Origin of the sequence: Demequina lignilytica, from assembly GCF_030418375.1 — a bacterium.
Taxonomy (GTDB): Bacteria; Actinomycetota; Actinomycetes; order Actinomycetales; family Demequinaceae; genus Demequina; species Demequina lignilytica.
Genome location: NZ_JAUHPZ010000006.1, coordinates 79,018 through 94,244, shown reverse-complemented (window position 1 = coordinate 94,244; position 15,227 = coordinate 79,018). Strand labels below are relative to the sequence as shown.

Annotated in this window: 12 protein-coding genes; all 12 read left to right on the top strand. The window is 72.2% G+C overall.

Translation table 11 applies throughout. From position 1 onward, the window contains the following. The first annotated feature begins 30 nt into the window (after positions 1-30). The 12 genes from smc (at position 31) to QQX13_RS09895 (ending at position 15,027) form a co-directional block, all read left to right on the top strand. On the top strand, positions 31-3,579 hold the full coding sequence (smc, locus tag QQX13_RS09950; RefSeq protein WP_301118462.1) for a chromosome segregation protein SMC: 3,549 nt from the start codon (positions 31-33) through the stop codon (positions 3,577-3,579). Positions 3,580-3,777: 198 nt separating this feature from the next. After that, positions 3,778-4,062 (top strand): hypothetical protein, encoded by a 285-nt coding sequence (locus QQX13_RS09945; RefSeq protein WP_301153304.1) that lies wholly within the window; start codon positions 3,778-3,780, stop codon positions 4,060-4,062. Positions 4,063-4,110: 48 nt separating this feature from the next. After that, positions 4,111-5,244 (top strand): signal recognition particle-docking protein FtsY, encoded by a 1,134-nt coding sequence (gene ftsY / locus QQX13_RS09940; RefSeq protein ID WP_301118460.1) that lies wholly within the window; start codon positions 4,111-4,113, stop codon positions 5,242-5,244. 70 nt (positions 5,245-5,314) lie between these two features. Further along, entirely contained in the window at positions 5,315-6,043 is a 729-nt protein-coding gene (locus QQX13_RS09935) for a DUF2510 domain-containing protein (protein WP_301118459.1), read from the top strand. A 7-nt stretch (positions 6,044-6,050) separates the two neighbouring features. Next, positions 6,051-6,644 carry a DUF2510 domain-containing protein gene (locus QQX13_RS09930; RefSeq protein WP_301118458.1) on the top strand — a complete coding sequence of 198 codons (594 nt, stop codon included), beginning with the start codon at positions 6,051-6,053 and terminating at the stop codon, positions 6,642-6,644. A gap of 193 nt (positions 6,645-6,837) precedes the next feature. Further along, complete coding sequence (locus tag QQX13_RS09925) at positions 6,838-8,106, top strand: ammonium transporter (protein WP_301118457.1); 1,269 nt, start codon at positions 6,838-6,840, stop codon at positions 8,104-8,106. 2 nt (positions 8,107-8,108) lie between these two features. Next, positions 8,109-8,447 carry a P-II family nitrogen regulator gene (locus QQX13_RS09920; RefSeq protein ID WP_042215355.1) on the top strand — a complete coding sequence of 113 codons (339 nt, stop codon included), beginning with the start codon at positions 8,109-8,111 and terminating at the stop codon, positions 8,445-8,447. 17 nt (positions 8,448-8,464) lie between these two features. Beyond that, on the top strand, positions 8,465-10,258 hold the full coding sequence (locus QQX13_RS09915) for a [protein-PII] uridylyltransferase family protein (protein WP_301118456.1): 1,794 nt from the start codon (positions 8,465-8,467) through the stop codon (positions 10,256-10,258). Positions 10,259-10,287: 29 nt separating this feature from the next. Then, complete coding sequence (gene ffh, locus QQX13_RS09910) at positions 10,288-11,889, top strand: signal recognition particle protein (RefSeq protein WP_301118455.1); 1,602 nt, start codon at positions 10,288-10,290, stop codon at positions 11,887-11,889. Between the two features lies 1 nt (position 11,890). Further along, positions 11,891-12,964, top strand: coding sequence for an amidohydrolase family protein (locus QQX13_RS09905; protein ID WP_301118454.1), 1,074 nt, complete (start codon positions 11,891-11,893; stop codon positions 12,962-12,964). Positions 12,965-13,036: 72 nt separating this feature from the next. Then, entirely contained in the window at positions 13,037-13,624 is a 588-nt protein-coding gene (locus QQX13_RS09900) for an FMN-binding protein (protein WP_301118453.1), read from the top strand. Continuing rightward, positions 13,621-15,027 (top strand): ferredoxin reductase family protein, encoded by a 1,407-nt coding sequence (locus QQX13_RS09895; RefSeq protein WP_301118452.1) that lies wholly within the window; start codon positions 13,621-13,623, stop codon positions 15,025-15,027. Before QQX13_RS09900 ends, QQX13_RS09895 begins: the two co-directional genes overlap by 4 nt. The last annotated feature ends 200 nt before the right edge of the window (positions 15,028-15,227 follow it).

The window sequence follows — 15,227 nt, the reverse complement described above, 5'->3', positions numbered from 1 at the left end:
CGGGTCAAGGGTTCCCCTAGACTCGGCGCCATGCATCTCAAGACGCTGACGCTGCGAGGCTTCAAGTCCTTCGCGTCGGCGACCACCCTCGAGTTCGAGCCGGGGGTCACCTGCGTGGTCGGCCCGAACGGGTCGGGCAAGTCGAACGTGGTGGACGCGCTCGCCTGGGTGATGGGCGAGCAGGGGGCGAAGACGCTGCGCGGCGGCCAGATGGCGGACGTCATCTTCGCCGGCACGTCGGGCCGTGCGCCGCTGGGCCGCGCCGAGGTCTCGCTCACGATCGACAACGCCGACGGCGCGCTGCCGATCGACTACACCGAGGTCACCATCAGCCGCACCCTGTTCCGCTCGGGCGGCTCCGAGTATGCGATTAACGGCTCGCCGTGCCGACTGCTCGACATCCAGGACCTGCTCTCGGACTCGGGCCTGGGACGCGAGATGCACGTGATCGTCGGGCAGGGCCAGCTCGACGCCGTCCTGCGGGCGACCCCCGAGGACCGCCGCCACTTCATCGAGGAGGCCGCCGGCATCCTCAAGCATCGCCGCCGCAAGGAGAAGGCGCTGCGCAAGCTCGACTCGATGCAGGCGAACCTCACCCGCGTGCAGGACCTCACGGGCGAGATCCGGCGACAGCTGGGGCCGCTCGGGAAGCAGGCGGAGGTCGCGCGGCAGGCGCAGCGCATCCAGATCGACGTGCGCGACGCCCGCAGCCGCCTCCTCGCGGACGACCTCGCGACCCTGCAGGGGTCGATGGCGAAGGACCAGGCCGACGAGTCGGCCCTGCTCGAGCGCCGCGCCGCCGTGGAGAAGGCGCTGACGGAGGCCCGCGGCAGGCTCGCGGACCTCGAGCGGGCCTCCGCGGAGGCCGCGCCCGCGCTGACCCGCGCCAACGACATCTACTACCGCCTCAGCGCCCAGCGCGAGCGGCTGCGCAACCTCGCGACGCTCGCGGAGGAGCGTGTCCGCATGCTCGGCACGCAGGTCGACGCCGCGCCGCCGACGGACCTGGTGGACCTCGACGAGCAGCTCGAGCGGGCCCGCGCGGCGCGCGCCGAGCTCGACGCTGAGGTCGCGCTCGCGGCGCAGGAGCTGGAGGCGGCGATCGAGGCGCGCAAGGGCGCCGAGGACACCGCCTTCGCCTCCGAGCGCCACCACGCCAACCTGCTGCGCTCCGTCGCCGACCGCCGCGAGGGGGTGGCGCGGCTCGCCGGGCAGGTGGCCGCCAAGCGCTCGCGGGTCGAGTCGACCGAGGCCGAGATCGGGCGCCTCCAGGAGCAGCGCGCCGCGGCCGAGCGACGCGCGCACGAGGCGAACGCCGAGTTCCAGCACGTCGAGACCTCCGTCGCCTCCGTCGAGGCGGGCGAGGAGGACCTGGACGTCCAGCACGAGTCCGCGACCGAGGCCTGGGAGCAGGCGAAGCAGCGGCTGTCCGACCTCAAGGACGCACGCCATGCCGCGATGCGCGACCGCGACTCGTGGGCGGCCCGCGGCGAGGCGCTCGAGCTGTCGCTGGTCCGTAAGGACGGTGCGGGGGCGCTCCTGGCGAGCGGCACGCGCGCGGTGCGCGGCTCGCTGGCCTCCCTGATCGACATCGCGGCCGGCGCCGAGGATGCGATCGCGGCCGCGCTCGGCGGCCTCGCCGACGCGCTCGCGGTCGACGGTGTCGAGGACGCGGTGGACGCGATCCGGTGGCTGCGGGACGAGGACGCGGGGCGTTCATGGTTCGTGGTCGCCGACGCCGGCGCCGCCGTCGACAACCCCGCGATCGACCTGCCCGAGGGCGCCGCGTGGGCGTCCGAGCTGGTGTCCGGCCCGGGCGGGGTCGGCGCGACGGTCCGCGCCTTCGTGTCGGGCGTCGTGGTGGTCGAGGACCTCGCCGCCGCCCGCGCGCTCGTGGGGCGTCACCGCGAGATCGTGGCCGTCACCCGCCGGGGCGATCTCCTGGGCGCGCGCAGCGCCTCCGGCGGCGCCGGCGACGCCCCGAGCGTGCTGCACATGCAGGCCGCCTTCGACGACGCGCGGGAGCGCAGGGACGCGGCGGTCGCCGAGCTCGAGACCCTCGAGACGCGCCTCGCGACGGCCGAGCGCGAGGAGGCCGAGACCCGCGCGGGGCACGAGCGCACCCTCGCCCGGCTGAACGAGTCCGACGCCCGCATGGCGGCCGTGGCCGAGCAGCTCGGCCAGCTGGGTGCGCAGGCCCGCGCGGCGCGGAACGAGGCCGATCGCCTCGACGTGCAGCTCGAGCAGGCGCACGAGCGCATGGCGGCCGACGCGCAGGAGCTCGAGAGCCTCGCCGAGCGCCTCGCCGGCGCCCAGGCCGAGCCCGAGCAGTTCGAGGCGGACACCGCCGAGGCGCTCGAGCGGCGGAACGAGGACGAGGAGTCGGCCAAGGCCGCGCGTGCCCGCGAGACCGAGGCACGGCTGTCGCTCCGCACGTCCGAGGAGCGCGGCCGGGCGCTCGCCTCGAGGGCCGAGAGCCTCGAGCGAGCCGTGGTCGCGGAACGCGACGCCCGTGCGCGAGCGGCGGAGGCCGCGGCGCGCCGCGAGCGCCAGTCGCGCGCCGCCCGCGAGGTCATCGCGGGCGCGGAGGACGCGCTGCACCTGATCGACGGCTCCGTCCAACGGGCGGACGATGCGCGAGCTGCTGTCGAGGCGGAGCGCGCCGAGCGCTCCGGCACCCTCGCCGACGTCCGCCGCACGGTCGAGGAGCTCGGTGGCGAGCACGCCCGCCTCACGGACTCGGCGCACCGCGACGAGGTCGCGCGTGCCGAGCAGAAGATCCGTCTCGAGCAGCTCCGCCAGCGGGCGATCGACGAGCTGGGCGTCGATCCCGACCGGCTGGTCGAGGAGTTCGGACCCGAGGTCCCCGTGCCGTCGACGGAGGCCGCCGCGGACGACGAGGAGGCGCCCGCCACGCCCTACGTGCGCGAGCAGCAGGAGAAGCGGCTGCGCCAGGCGGAGCGCGCGATGAACCAGCTGGGCCGGGTCAACCCGCTCGCCCTGGAGGAGTTCGCCGCGCTGGAGGAGCGTCACAAGTTCCTCACCGACCAGCTGAACGACATCAAGAAGTCGCGCGCCGACCTGCTCGAGATCGTCAAGGAGATCGACGCCCGCGTCGAGCAGGTGTTCGCCGAGGCCTTCGCGGACACCGCCGCGCAGTTCGACCGCGTGTTCCCCCGGCTGTTCCCCGGCGGCGAGGGGCGGCTCGTGCTGACCGACCCCGGCAACATGCTCGAGACGGGCATCGAGGTCGAGGCCCGGCCGGCGGGGAAGAAGGTCAAGCGGCTGTCGCTGCTGTCGGGCGGCGAGCGTTCGCTCACCGCCGTGGCGCTGCTCGTGTCGATCTTCAAGGCCCGCCCGAGCCCCTTCTACGTGATGGACGAGGTCGAGGCCGCGCTCGACGACGTCAACCTGGGCCGGCTGCTGGAGATCTTCACCGAGCTGCAGGAGGACTCGCAGCTGATCGTCATCACGCACCAGAAGCGGACGATGGAGATCGCCGACGCGCTCTACGGCGTGACGATGCGCGGCGACGGCGTCACGACCGTCATCAGCCAGCGCCTGCGCGACGAGGTCTGACCGGGGCGCGAGCCCGGTTCCGGCACGGCGTGCCGTTGAGATATCATCGTGCGCGGCGCCGGCGCGACCGTCCCCTCGGGCGCCGGGTCGGGAACAAGCCGCCTCCCTCCGCGTTGAACCCTCTGCGACACGCGATCCCACGTGGGAGTTTGTCGCGCTTGTCCGCTTCGGGTGACAATTCCTCCCGAGGGAACGCACATGTCAGCACCGACCGAGTGGTCGTCACAGCTTGGAGAGTCGATGTTCAGCCACATGGAGGGCACCCTCATCGTCGCCGGCCTCATCGCCGCCGGAGTCATCGTCGCCGCCTTCGCCGCCGAGGGCCGGGGCCAGCGCGTCATCCGCATCCTGCTCGGGGTCGAGGAGCGCCGCCCCGTGCGCGAGCACCTGTTCGACGAGCTCGACCGGCCGGAGGCGTCGCTCGACGTCGTCGACAAGCTCGGTCGCCCGCAGACCCGGGAGCTGCAGGTCTCCGGACGCTGAGCCGGCGGGGGCGTTCCCTGCTCCCTTCCGACCTGAGAGACTGCGTCCATGGACGTCTCGTGGATCCCAGGTGACAACGACCTCATCGTGACGGTGGTGGCCGGTCTGGTCGTGCTCGGTGGCGCGGCCGCCGCGCTGATCGGCAGGACGCGTCAGGCGCCGCCGCGACCCGCTCCGCCCACGTCCCCCTCGGCCGCACCCGAGGCGCCCGCGGTCGAGCTCGAGCCCAAGGACGATGCGGGGCCCGCCGTCGCGACGGCCGAGTCTCCCGAGCGCGTCGAGGATCGCTTCGCTCGGCTCCGACGCCGGGTCAGCAGCGGGCTCGGCGCGTCGCTGCTGAGCATCTTCCGCCGCGGCGCCCTCACCCAGGACGACTGGGACGAGCTCGAGGAGACCCTGCTGCTCGCCGATGTCGGAGCCGCGGCCTCCGACGCGCTGCTCGCGGACCTGCGGGCCCGTCTGCGCGCCGACCCGGAGGCCGAGCCGCGCGAGCTTCTGCGCGCCGCCCTGCTCGACGTGGTCGACCCGGGCCTCGACCGCACGTTGGCGTTCGGCGAGCCCGGCCGCGGCGAGACCGACGCGGTGATCGTCGTCGGCGTCAACGGCGTCGGGAAGACCACCACGGTCGGCAAGCTCGCGCGCGTCCTGGTGGCGGAGGGCCGCACCGTGGTGCTCGGCGCCGCCGACACCTTCCGCGCCGCCGCCGCGGACCAGCTCGAGACCTGGGGTGCACGCGTCGGGGTGCCGGTGGTGCGCGCGCACGCCGACGGTGCCGACCCCGCCTCCGTGGCCTTCGAGGCCGCCGACCGTGCCCGCGACGACTCCGTGGACGTCCTCCTCGTCGACACCGCGGGCCGCCTGCAGAACAAGCAGGGCCTGATGGACGAGCTCGGGAAGATCGTCCGCGTCGTGTCGAAGGTGAGCCCGCCGCGCGAGGTGCTGCTCGTGCTCGACGCGACCACGGGGCAGAACGGTCTCACCCAGGCCCGGGTCTTCGGCCAGGTCGCGCCGCTGACCGGCATCGTCCTCACCAAGCTCGACGGCACCGCCAAGGGCGGCATCGTCCTCGCCGTGCAGCGCGAGCTCGGCGTGCCGGTGAAGTTCGTCGGCCTGGGCGAGGGGGCCGACGACCTCGCGCCGTTCGATCCTCACGGCTTCGTCGACTCGCTCCTGGGTGACTGACCGCACACCGGGTTGACAGCGTCATGGGCCCCCCGCCACGATGCACGCAGACACGCGCTGAGGGGGCATGGTGAACGTTGATCCTGGCTGGTATCCGGACGGATCCGGGCTGCTGAGGTATTGGGACGGCCAGGCCTGGACGGAGCACACCCACGACCCCGCGCCTCCCGCCGAGCCGGCGCCGACCCAGGTGCTCCCGGTCGCGGCGGAAGCCGCGCCCGCCGCACGGCCCCTCAGCGGCGGCCAGATCGGAGCGCTCGTCGTGGCCGGCGTGCTCGCGCTCGCCGGGATCGGGCTGATGCTGGTGCCGACGCTGACCGGACTGGGCTCGTCGACCGCGGCGGCACCCGCTCCCACGAGCGTCGCGAGCGCGAGCGGCGGTGCCGAGCCGTCCGCGGACGCGACCGCCGCCGGCGCCGCAGAGGAGACCGTCGAGCCGGCGGCTGCGCTCGAGATCGCGGAGATCACCGCCGACTCGTCGCCCTCGGAGGTCGCGATCGCCTGGGTCGCCGCATGGAACGCGAACGACTGCATCGCCGAGCACCGTCTCAGCTCCGAGGAGCGCACGTGGGGCATGTCCGAGGAGGACTACTGCGAGGGGATCGAGCCCACCGGTGACGAGCCCGTGCTCGTCGGCGCCGAGGTGCTGGACGAGTCGGTCGGGGCCGACGCCGCCGAGGTCACGCTGCTCGAGACGGTCGACTGGGGCGACGGGTGGACCTCGGACTCGACCACCGCGTACATGCTCGTCCTGACCGACGCCGGCTGGCGGGTGTCCGACTTCGAGTGGATCGAGTGACGCCCCGGTGAGCGAGAGCCCTGCACCCGGCTGGTATCCGGACGGTCACGGCGCGCTGCGCTGGTGGGACGGCTCCGCGTGGACGGAGCATGTGCAGCAGCCGGCCGTCGCGCCTCGCCCCGCCCGCCGCACGGGGCTGTGGATCGGCGTCGCCGCGGCGGCGATCGCGCTCGTGGTCGGCGTCGGCGTGGTGGTCGCCCTCGTGCTGGTCCCCGCCCTGATCGGCGCGGGTGAGGCCTCCGACGCGACGGGCGCGCCGGTGGCGGTGGCCTCCGCGGACGAGCGCGCGGTCGCCGACGCCTACGCGGACTATCTCGACGCCTGGTACGCGAACGACTGCGCGGCCGAGGCGGCCCTCACCACGGCGGCCTACCGCGGCGGCAGCGCCGACGAGTACTGCGCCGAGATGGGCGAGCCGTTCACGGAGGCGGACCTCCCGTCGTGGTCGATGCAGATCACCGCGCTCGAGGTCGACGGGGGAGAGGCCCGTCTGACCGCGGTCGAGGAGGTCACATGGTCGGACGGCACCAGCGACACCGAGGAATGGACCTACGACCTCGTGCGCGTCGACGGTCGCTGGCTCGTCGACGCGGCATGGTGAGCCGTCGCGAGGACGCGCGAGATGTCCGCATCGTTCCTCTCTGCATGGTCATGCAACACACCTTTTACGCTTGACCCCCTGATGTAACCGTTCGGAAACACGGAGGTCGTTCAGGGGTAACAGTTCTAGGGAAGTCTCATCGTTGACTAGCCGGAGGGCTAGCGAAAAGGAGAGACAACCAATGGAAGACGCAATGGCATACGCCGATGGCGTGGGAGCAGTCGGCTGGCTCCTCGTCTCGGCCTCGCTGGTGCTGCTGATGACGCCCGCACTGGCGTTCTTCTACGGCGGCATGTCGCGAAGCAAGTCCGTCCTGAACATGATGATGATGAGCTTCGGCGCCATGGGCGTCGGCGTGCTCGCCTGGGTCCTGTTCGGCTACTCGATCTCGGGTGGTGGCGAGACCGTCAACAACCTGTTCGGTGACCCGTTCGGTGACTTCGGCATGATCGCGACGCTCGAGTCCGGCGACGCCGGCGCGATCATCGCGGCCGGCTTCGGCGCCACCTTCGCGATCATCACCGTGGCCCTGATCTCCGGATCGGTCGCGGACCGTATGAAGTTCGGCTCCTGGCTGGTCTTCGCGTTCCTCTGGGTCATCCTGGTCTACTCGCCCGTCGCCCACTGGGTGTGGGGCACCGGTACCGCCGGTGAGGGCTTCGACGCGCTCCTCGGTGGCGGCGGCCCGCTCTTCGCGGACCTGCCCGGCCCGTACGACTTCGCCGGTGGAACGGTCGTCCACATCAACGCCGGTGTCGCGGGCCTCGTGCTCGCCCTCCTGCTCGGCATCCGCAAGGGCTTCGGCAAGGAGCCCATGCGTCCGCACAACCTGCCGTTCGTCATGCTCGGCGCCGCGCTCCTGTGGTTCGGCTGGTTCGGCTTCAACGCCGGTTCGGCGTTCGCCGCCGACAGCTACGCGGCCGTCGCGTGGGTCAACACCACCGTCGCCACCGCGATCGCCATGCTCGGCTGGCTCATCACCGAGAAGATCCGCGACGGCAAGGCCACCTCGCTCGGTGCCGCCTCCGGTGTGGTCGCCGGTCTGGTCTCCATCACCCCCGCCTGTGCGTCGGTGGACACCTGGGGCGCCATCATCATCGGCTTCTTCGCCGGTGTGCTCTCGGCCCTCGCGGTCGGCCTCAAGTACAAGCTCGGCTACGACGACTCGCTCGACGTCGTCGGCGTCCACCTCGTGTCCGGCCTCTGGGGCACCCTGGCCATCGGCCTGGTCGCCACCGAGGCGATCAACGGCGACGCCGGCCTGTTCTTCGGCGGCGGCATCACCCTGCTCGGCGTCCAGGCCGCGGCTGCGGCCGTCACGATCGTCTACTCGGCGATCGCGACGCTCATCATCGGTCTGCTCATCAAGTACACGATGGGTCTCCGTGTGAGCGAGGATGTTGAGGTGTCGGGTATCGACCTCGCCGTTCACGGCGAGACCGCCTACGAGGAGGTCAAGTAACCATGAAGCTGGTCACCGCAATCATCCAGCCCCACCGCGTCGACGAGGTCCGTGCGGCCCTCGAGGCCGCGGGCGTCAAGGGCGTCACCGTGTCCGAGGCTGCCGGCTACGGCCGCCAGAAGGGCCACACCGAGGTCTACCGTGGCGCCGAGTACACGGTCGACCTGGTCCCGAAGACCCGTCTCGAGGTCCTCGTGGACGACGCCGACGCCGCCACCGTGACCGAGGCGATCGTCTCGGCCGCGCAGACCGGCAAGATCGGCGATGGCAAGGTGTGGGTCGTCCCCGTCGACGACGTCGCGCGTGTTCGCACCGGCGAGCACGGCGCGGACGCCCTCTAAGGGACTCCGCTCCATCCATGTCGGGCCGTGACGTCCCTGCACGTGACGGCTCCGACGCTGAGGTCCCGCACCCCCTGGGGGTGCGGGACCTCAAGCGCGTCCGCCGGGAGCTCGCCGAGAAGCTCTATGCCGAGAACGTCCCCGGTCGCGAGCGGCGCCAGCAGCTGACCGCGTTCGTGCTCGCGCGGCTCCGCGAGCACTGGCTCCAGCACGCCCCGGGCCTGGAGTCGGGGATCGCCTTCGGCGCCGTGGGGTCGCTCGGCCGGAACCAGCTCGGTCCGGCGTCGGACCTGGACCTGGTGATCCTGCACGACGGATCGACCCACGCGAAGCAGACCGTCGCCGACCTCGCGCAGAGCCTCTGGTACCCGATCTGGGACGAGGGTCTCGAGCTGGACTACTCGACCCGCACGCTCACGGAGTGCCGACAGGTGGCGCAGAAGGACCTCGCCGCAGCCGCCGGGCTGCTCGACCTGCACGCGATCGCCGGTGACGAGCAGGTGATCCAGCAGGCTCGCACCTACATCTACCAGGACTGGCGCGCGGCGTCGCGCAAGCGTCTGCCCGACCTCCTGGCGGCCTCGCGCGCCCGCGCCGAGCGGCATGGCGAGCTGGCGTACCTGATCGAGCCGAACCTCAAGGAGGCGCGCGGCGGGATGCGCGACTTCACGAGCCTCACGGCGCTCTCCGCCACCTGGCTGACCGACCGCCCGCACGGCGCCGTCGACGCCGCCGGCGACTTCCTGATGGACGTCCGCGACGCGATCCAGATGGAGTCGGGCCGCGCGGTCAACGTCCTGGGCCGCCACCTGGCGCCGGAGGTCGCGGAGCGGGTCGGCTTCGACGACCCCGACGACCTCCTGGCCGGTCTGGCCGAGGCCGGGCGGACGGTCGCGTTCGCGCTGGACACGACCGAGCGCGGCGCGCGCCGCTCCCTCGAGCGGTCCGGCGTCGGCAGCCGCGCGTTCCTGGCGCGCCGGCGCGCGGCCGCGCCCCGCCATGTCTCGGTCGCTCCCGGCCTGATCGACGTCGACGGCGAGCTCGCGTTGGCGCCGCATCACCCCGTCGAGGAGGACGCGCTGCTCCCGCTGCGCGCCGCCGCCGTCGCCGCTACCACCGGGCTGACGTTCACGCCGACGCTGCTCGAGTCGATGCGCCGCGCCCCCGACCTTCCCGAGCCGTGGCCGTCCGAGGCGCGCCAGCACCTCCGCGACCTGCTCCGTTCCAGCTCTCACCTGGTCGGCGTCTGGGAGGCGGTCGACCTCTGGGGCCAGGTGGTGCGGTGGATCCCCGAGTGGGACGGGGTCCGCAACCGTCCGCAGCGCAGCGCGATCCACGTGTTCACGGTCGACCGGCACAACCTCGAGGCCGTGGTGCTCGCGGGACGGCACCGTCGCGGCGTCCCGCAGCTGGACCTGCTGCTGCTGGCCGCCCTGTTCCACGACATCGGAAAGCGCGCCGGCGCGACCGACCACTCGATGGACGGCGCGGCGCTCATCCCGCGCATCGCCTCCCGCATGGGCCTGTCGGAGGGTTCTGCGGCGGACCTCGAGAGGCTCGTCCGCGAGCACCTCACGCTCGCGTCGCTCGCGACCACCAAGGACCCCGAGGCCCCCGAGACGGTGGCGCGCCTGCTCGAGGCCGTCGACCACCGCGCGGACCTGCTCGAGCTGCTCCGGGCGCTCACCGAGGCCGACTCCAAGGCGGCGGGCCCGAAGGCGTGGACGGCCTGGCGCGCGCAGCTGATCGACTCGCTCACCGATCGCGCCCGGCGGGCGCTGGCCACGGGGGAGGCCGGTGGGGGACGGTAGGCTGGTGCGCACGTTGTGAAGGGATTTCCGTGTTCGCCAACCTCTCCGATCGCCTGACAGAGACGTTCCGCAATCTGCGGGGCAAGGGTCGCCTCTCCGAGGCCGACATCGACGGCACCATCCGCGAGATCCGCCGCGCGCTGCTCGACGCCGACGTCGCCGTGCCGGTGGTGCGGACGTTCACCGGCAACATCCGCGAGCGCGCGCTCGGGATCGAGGTCTCGCAGGCCCTGAACCCCGGACAGCAGGTCGTCAAGATCGTCAACGAGGAGCTCATCGCGATCCTCGGCGGCGAGTCCCGCCCGCTGCGGTTCGCGAAGAACGGCCCGACCGTGATCATGCTGGCGGGTCTGCAGGGCGCGGGCAAGACCACGCTCGCGGGCAAGCTCGCCCATCACCTCAAGCAGCAGGGCCACACGCCGCTGCTCGTCGCGGCGGACCTGCAGCGCCCGAACGCCGTCACCCAGCTCCGGGTGGTCGGCGAGCGCGCCGGCGTGCCGGTGTTCGCACCCGAGCCGGGCGTGACCCGCGAGGACGAGCGCCCGCGCGGCAATCCCGTCAAGGTGGCGAAGAAGGGTCTCAAGGAGGCCGAGCAGCGCCAGCACAGCGTCGTGATCGTCGACACCGCGGGCCGGCTCGGCATCGACCAGGAGCTGATGCGTCAGGCCGGCGACATCCGCAAGGCGGTCGAGCCGCACGAGGTGCTGTTCGTCATCGACGCGATGATCGGTCAGGACGCCGTCGCCACCGCGACCGCCTTCCAGGAGGGCGTCGACTTCACGGGCGTGGTGCTCACCAAGCTCGACGGCGACGCGCGCGGCGGTGCCGCGCTGTCGGTCGCCGAGGTCACGGGCCGCCCGATCATGTTCGCGTCGACGGGTGAGAAGCTCGACGACTTCGAGGTCTTCCACCCGGACCGGATGGCGTCGCGGATCCTCGACATGGGCGACATCCTCACGCTCATCGAGCAGGCCGAGCGCACGTTCGACCAGGCCGAGGCCGAGCGCATGGCGGAGAAGGTCAGCAAGGGCGAGGACTTCACGCTTGCGGACTTCCTGTCGCAGATGCAGCAGCTCAAGAACATGGGCTCGATGAAGAAGATGCTCACCATGCTTCCCGGCATGGGCCAGGTCCGCGACCAGATCGAGAACTTCGACGAGCGCGAGCTGGTGCGCACCGAGGCGATCATCCAGTCCATGACGCCGCTCGAGCGCGAGAACCCCAAGGTCCTCAACGGCTCGCGTCGCACCCGCATCGCCGCGGGATCCGGCACGTCGGTCGCCCAGATCAACTCGTTGATCAAGCGGTTCGAGCAGGCGCAGCAGATGATGCGCGCGATGTCGCGGGGCGGCGGCATGCCCGCGATGCCGGGCGCCGGCGGGGGCCCGGGCGCCTTCGGCGGTCTCCCCGGCGGGAAGAAGTCGAAGGGCAAGCAGGCCCCGCAGCGCAAGGTGAAGGGCAAGTCCGGCAACCCGGCGAAGCGCGCCCAGCAGGAGGCGGCCGCCCGCGATCGGGCGGTGAACGGTCCCTCGCAGCAGGCGGGCTCCGCCTTCGGGATCGGGCAGCCGGCGCCGCAGGAGGTCGACCGCGCCTCGCTCGGCGAGGGTCTCGGCAAGTACCTGGGCCGCTGACGTGGCGATCCGCCTCTCGGGACCGGTCCTCGCGGGCGACGGAGACGTCCGCGACGGTGCCTGGGTGGTGGACGGCCGCATCACCTACCGCGAGCCCGCGGCCCCGGTCACGGCGACCCTGGACGGCGTCGTGGTGCCCGGGCTGGTCGACGTCCACTGCCACGTGGGACTCGACAGCGGGGGCGAGGTGGACCGCGATCTCGCGCTCAAGCAGGCGATGGTCGACCGCGACGCCGGCACGCTGCTGATCCGCGACGCGGGCTCGCCCACCGACACCCGGTTCCTCGACGCCGTCGCCGACGCCCCGCGCATCGTCCGCGCCGCGCGATTCATCGCGCGCCCCAAGCGGTACCTCCGGTACTACGCCCGCGAGATCGAGGTCTCCGACCTGCCCGCGGTGATGGCGGAGGAGGCGCGCAAGAGCGACGGCTGGGTCAAGATCATCGCCGACTGGATCGACCGCGACGCCGGCGACCTCACCCCGCTGTGGCCCGCCGACGTGCTGGCGGAGGGTATCGCCGCCGCGCACGAGCAAGGCGCGCGGGTCACCGCCCATACCTTCGCGACCGAGGCCGCGGACGCGCTGCTCGACGGCGGGATCGACTGCATCGAGCACGGCACCGGTCTTCAGCCGGAGCACGTGGAGGAGTGCGTGCGCCGCGGCATCCCGGTGGTCCCGACGCTGCTCCAGGTGGCGAACTTCGAGGGCTACGCCGAGCAGGGTGCCGAGAAGTTCCCCGCCTACTCCGCCCGGATGCGCGCGATGCACGAGCGGCGCTTCGCCCACGTCCGCGCGATGCACGAGGCCGGGGTCCCCCTCCTGGTCGGGACCGATGCGGGCGGCACCATCGGGCACGGGGTGCTGCCGGACGAGGCTGCGCTGCTGGTCGAGGCCGGCATCCCCGCGGACGAGGTGGTCGCGATCGCCTCATGGCGCGCACGGGCCTTCCTCGGCGCCCCCGTGCTCGAGGAGGGCGAGCCTGCGGACCTGGTGGTCTACGCTGCCGATCCGCGGGTGGACATCGCCGCCCTCGCGTCGCCGCGGCACGTCATGCTGCGCGGCGCGCTGGTGTGACCCCGCCGCGTCCCAGCGAACTCTGAGGTCCGCCTGTGAGTCCTCTCAGGGGCAGGCGGTGATATTGGTGTCATGAAGCGATCCTCAGGCATCATCGTCACGGGCCTCTCGGCCGTGCTGCTGACGGCCGGCGCCGCCAGCGGGTCGGGCCTCTTCTCCGGCGGAGAGTCGACGACCACCTCCACCGCCGAGGCCGCCACCCTCGACACGTCGGACTCGACGACGACCAGCGACTCGACCGCCACCACCGAGGCCACGCCGGAGGCGAGTTCGTCGACGGAGAGCTCGACCGGCTCCTCGACGGACACCTCCACCGATACCTCGACCGACACGTCGACGGACGCGTCCACCGATACCTCGACGGGTTCGACGACCAGCGTCTCGGGTACGTTCGACGGCTCCGCCGTGACCACGAGGTACGGGAACTTCCAGGCCGAGATCACGGTGGTGGACGGCGTCATGACCGCCATCACCTGGTTGCAGGACGGCGAGGCCGATCACAAGTCGCAGCAGATCAACGAGTACGCGATCCCCCAGCTCGAGGACGCCATCCTCGAGGCGCAGTCGACCGACGTCGGCTACATCTCCGGCGCGAGCTACACGTCCGAGGGCGTCGAGGAGGCCGTGCTCTCCGCGATGCAGGCGGCGGGTCTGGCATGACCTCGCTGAGCTGGGCCGTCCCCGCCACCGGGCAGGAGGAGGCGCGCCGCAAGCGCGATGAGCGCCGCCGGCGGGCCGCCCGCCGCAGCCGCTGGAAGGACTCCGTCGAGGCCGCGCTCTGGCTCGTCGGGGTGGGCTCGCTCGCCTTCATGCTCTCCTCGGGCACCGTCGACGTGACGTCGCTCTCCGGGTTCCTCGTCACCATGGGCCGCATCACCGGGATCGTCGCGTCGACCATGATCATGGGCCAGCTCATCCTGATCGCGCGCATGCCGGTGGTCGAGCGCGTGGTCGGTCACGACCGCGCGGCGCGCCTTCATGGGCAGCTGGGACGCATGGGCTTCCTGGTCATGCTCGCGCACATCGTCACCCTGGTGCTGGGCTACGCGCTGCCCACCCAGACCGGGATCTGGGACCAGACGTGGCAGCTGATCGTCGCGTACGGCGGCCCGATGTTCCTCGCGTGGGCCGGGTTCGCGGTGCTCACGATCGTCGTGGTGACCTCGCTCGCGCTGGTCCGCTCGCGCTGGAGGTATGAGAACTGGCACGCGGTCCACATCTTCAGCTACATCGCGGTCGGCCTCGCCATCCCGCATCAGTTCACCGACGGCGAGACCTTCATGGCCATGGACTTCGCCTGGTGGTACTGGCTCACGCTGTGGACCGTGGCGGTGGGAGGGCTGATCGCGTACCGCGTGGTCCGCCCGCTGGTGCGGTACTTCCGGCACCGCATCTCGGTGGCCGCGATCGACACGCTCGCCGACGGCTCGACGGTCATCACCCTGACGGGGCGCGACCTGCTCCGGATGAGGCCGGAGGCCGGCCAGTTCTTCCTCTTCCGCTTCCTGCAGAAGGACCTGTGGGGCGAGGCGCATCCGTACTCGCTGTCGCGCGCCCCGCTGGACCGCTGGATGCGCATCACGGTCAAGCCGCTCGGGGACCACTCGGCGCGCATGAACGAGCTCAAGATCGGCACCACGGTGATGGTCGAGGGGCCGCTCGGCGTGTTCACCGAGAAGACCCGCACGGGCGACCACCTCGTGCTGGCCGGCTCGGGCATCGGCATCACGCCCATCCTGGCGTTCCTCGAGACCGCCGACATCGATCCTGGTCGCTGCACGGTCATCGCCCGTGCGTCCAGCATCGAGCAGGCGCCCCACCTGGACGAGGTGATCGCGATCGCCGAGCAACGAGGCGCCCGTGTGCACGTTCTCACGGGCCCCCGCGGTGACGGGTGGAGCCCCGCCGAGAACCCTGTCCGGATCGCGGAGCTGGTCCCCGACATCGCCGACGCCGACGTCTACGCGTGCGGGCCGACGGCGTGGGTCGAGAGTCTGTTCGCCGACGCCGAGGCATCGGGACTCTCACAGAAGCACCTGCACGCCGAGGAGTTCTCCTGGTGAGGCGGGCGGTCCTGACCCGCTGATCCGACGCCGACGGCGTCGCGAGCGCGAGGCCTCGGCGCGACGTCCCCGTGCGCAGAACCCCGCGCCTCCCGCGGCCGGCCGCTCGCCGTAGCGGTCAAATCGGAAAAACTGCATCTTGTGGACAAACCCCCATCTTCGCTAGGTTCGAGTCGAGCCTGGGTTCTGGGGGGAGAAAC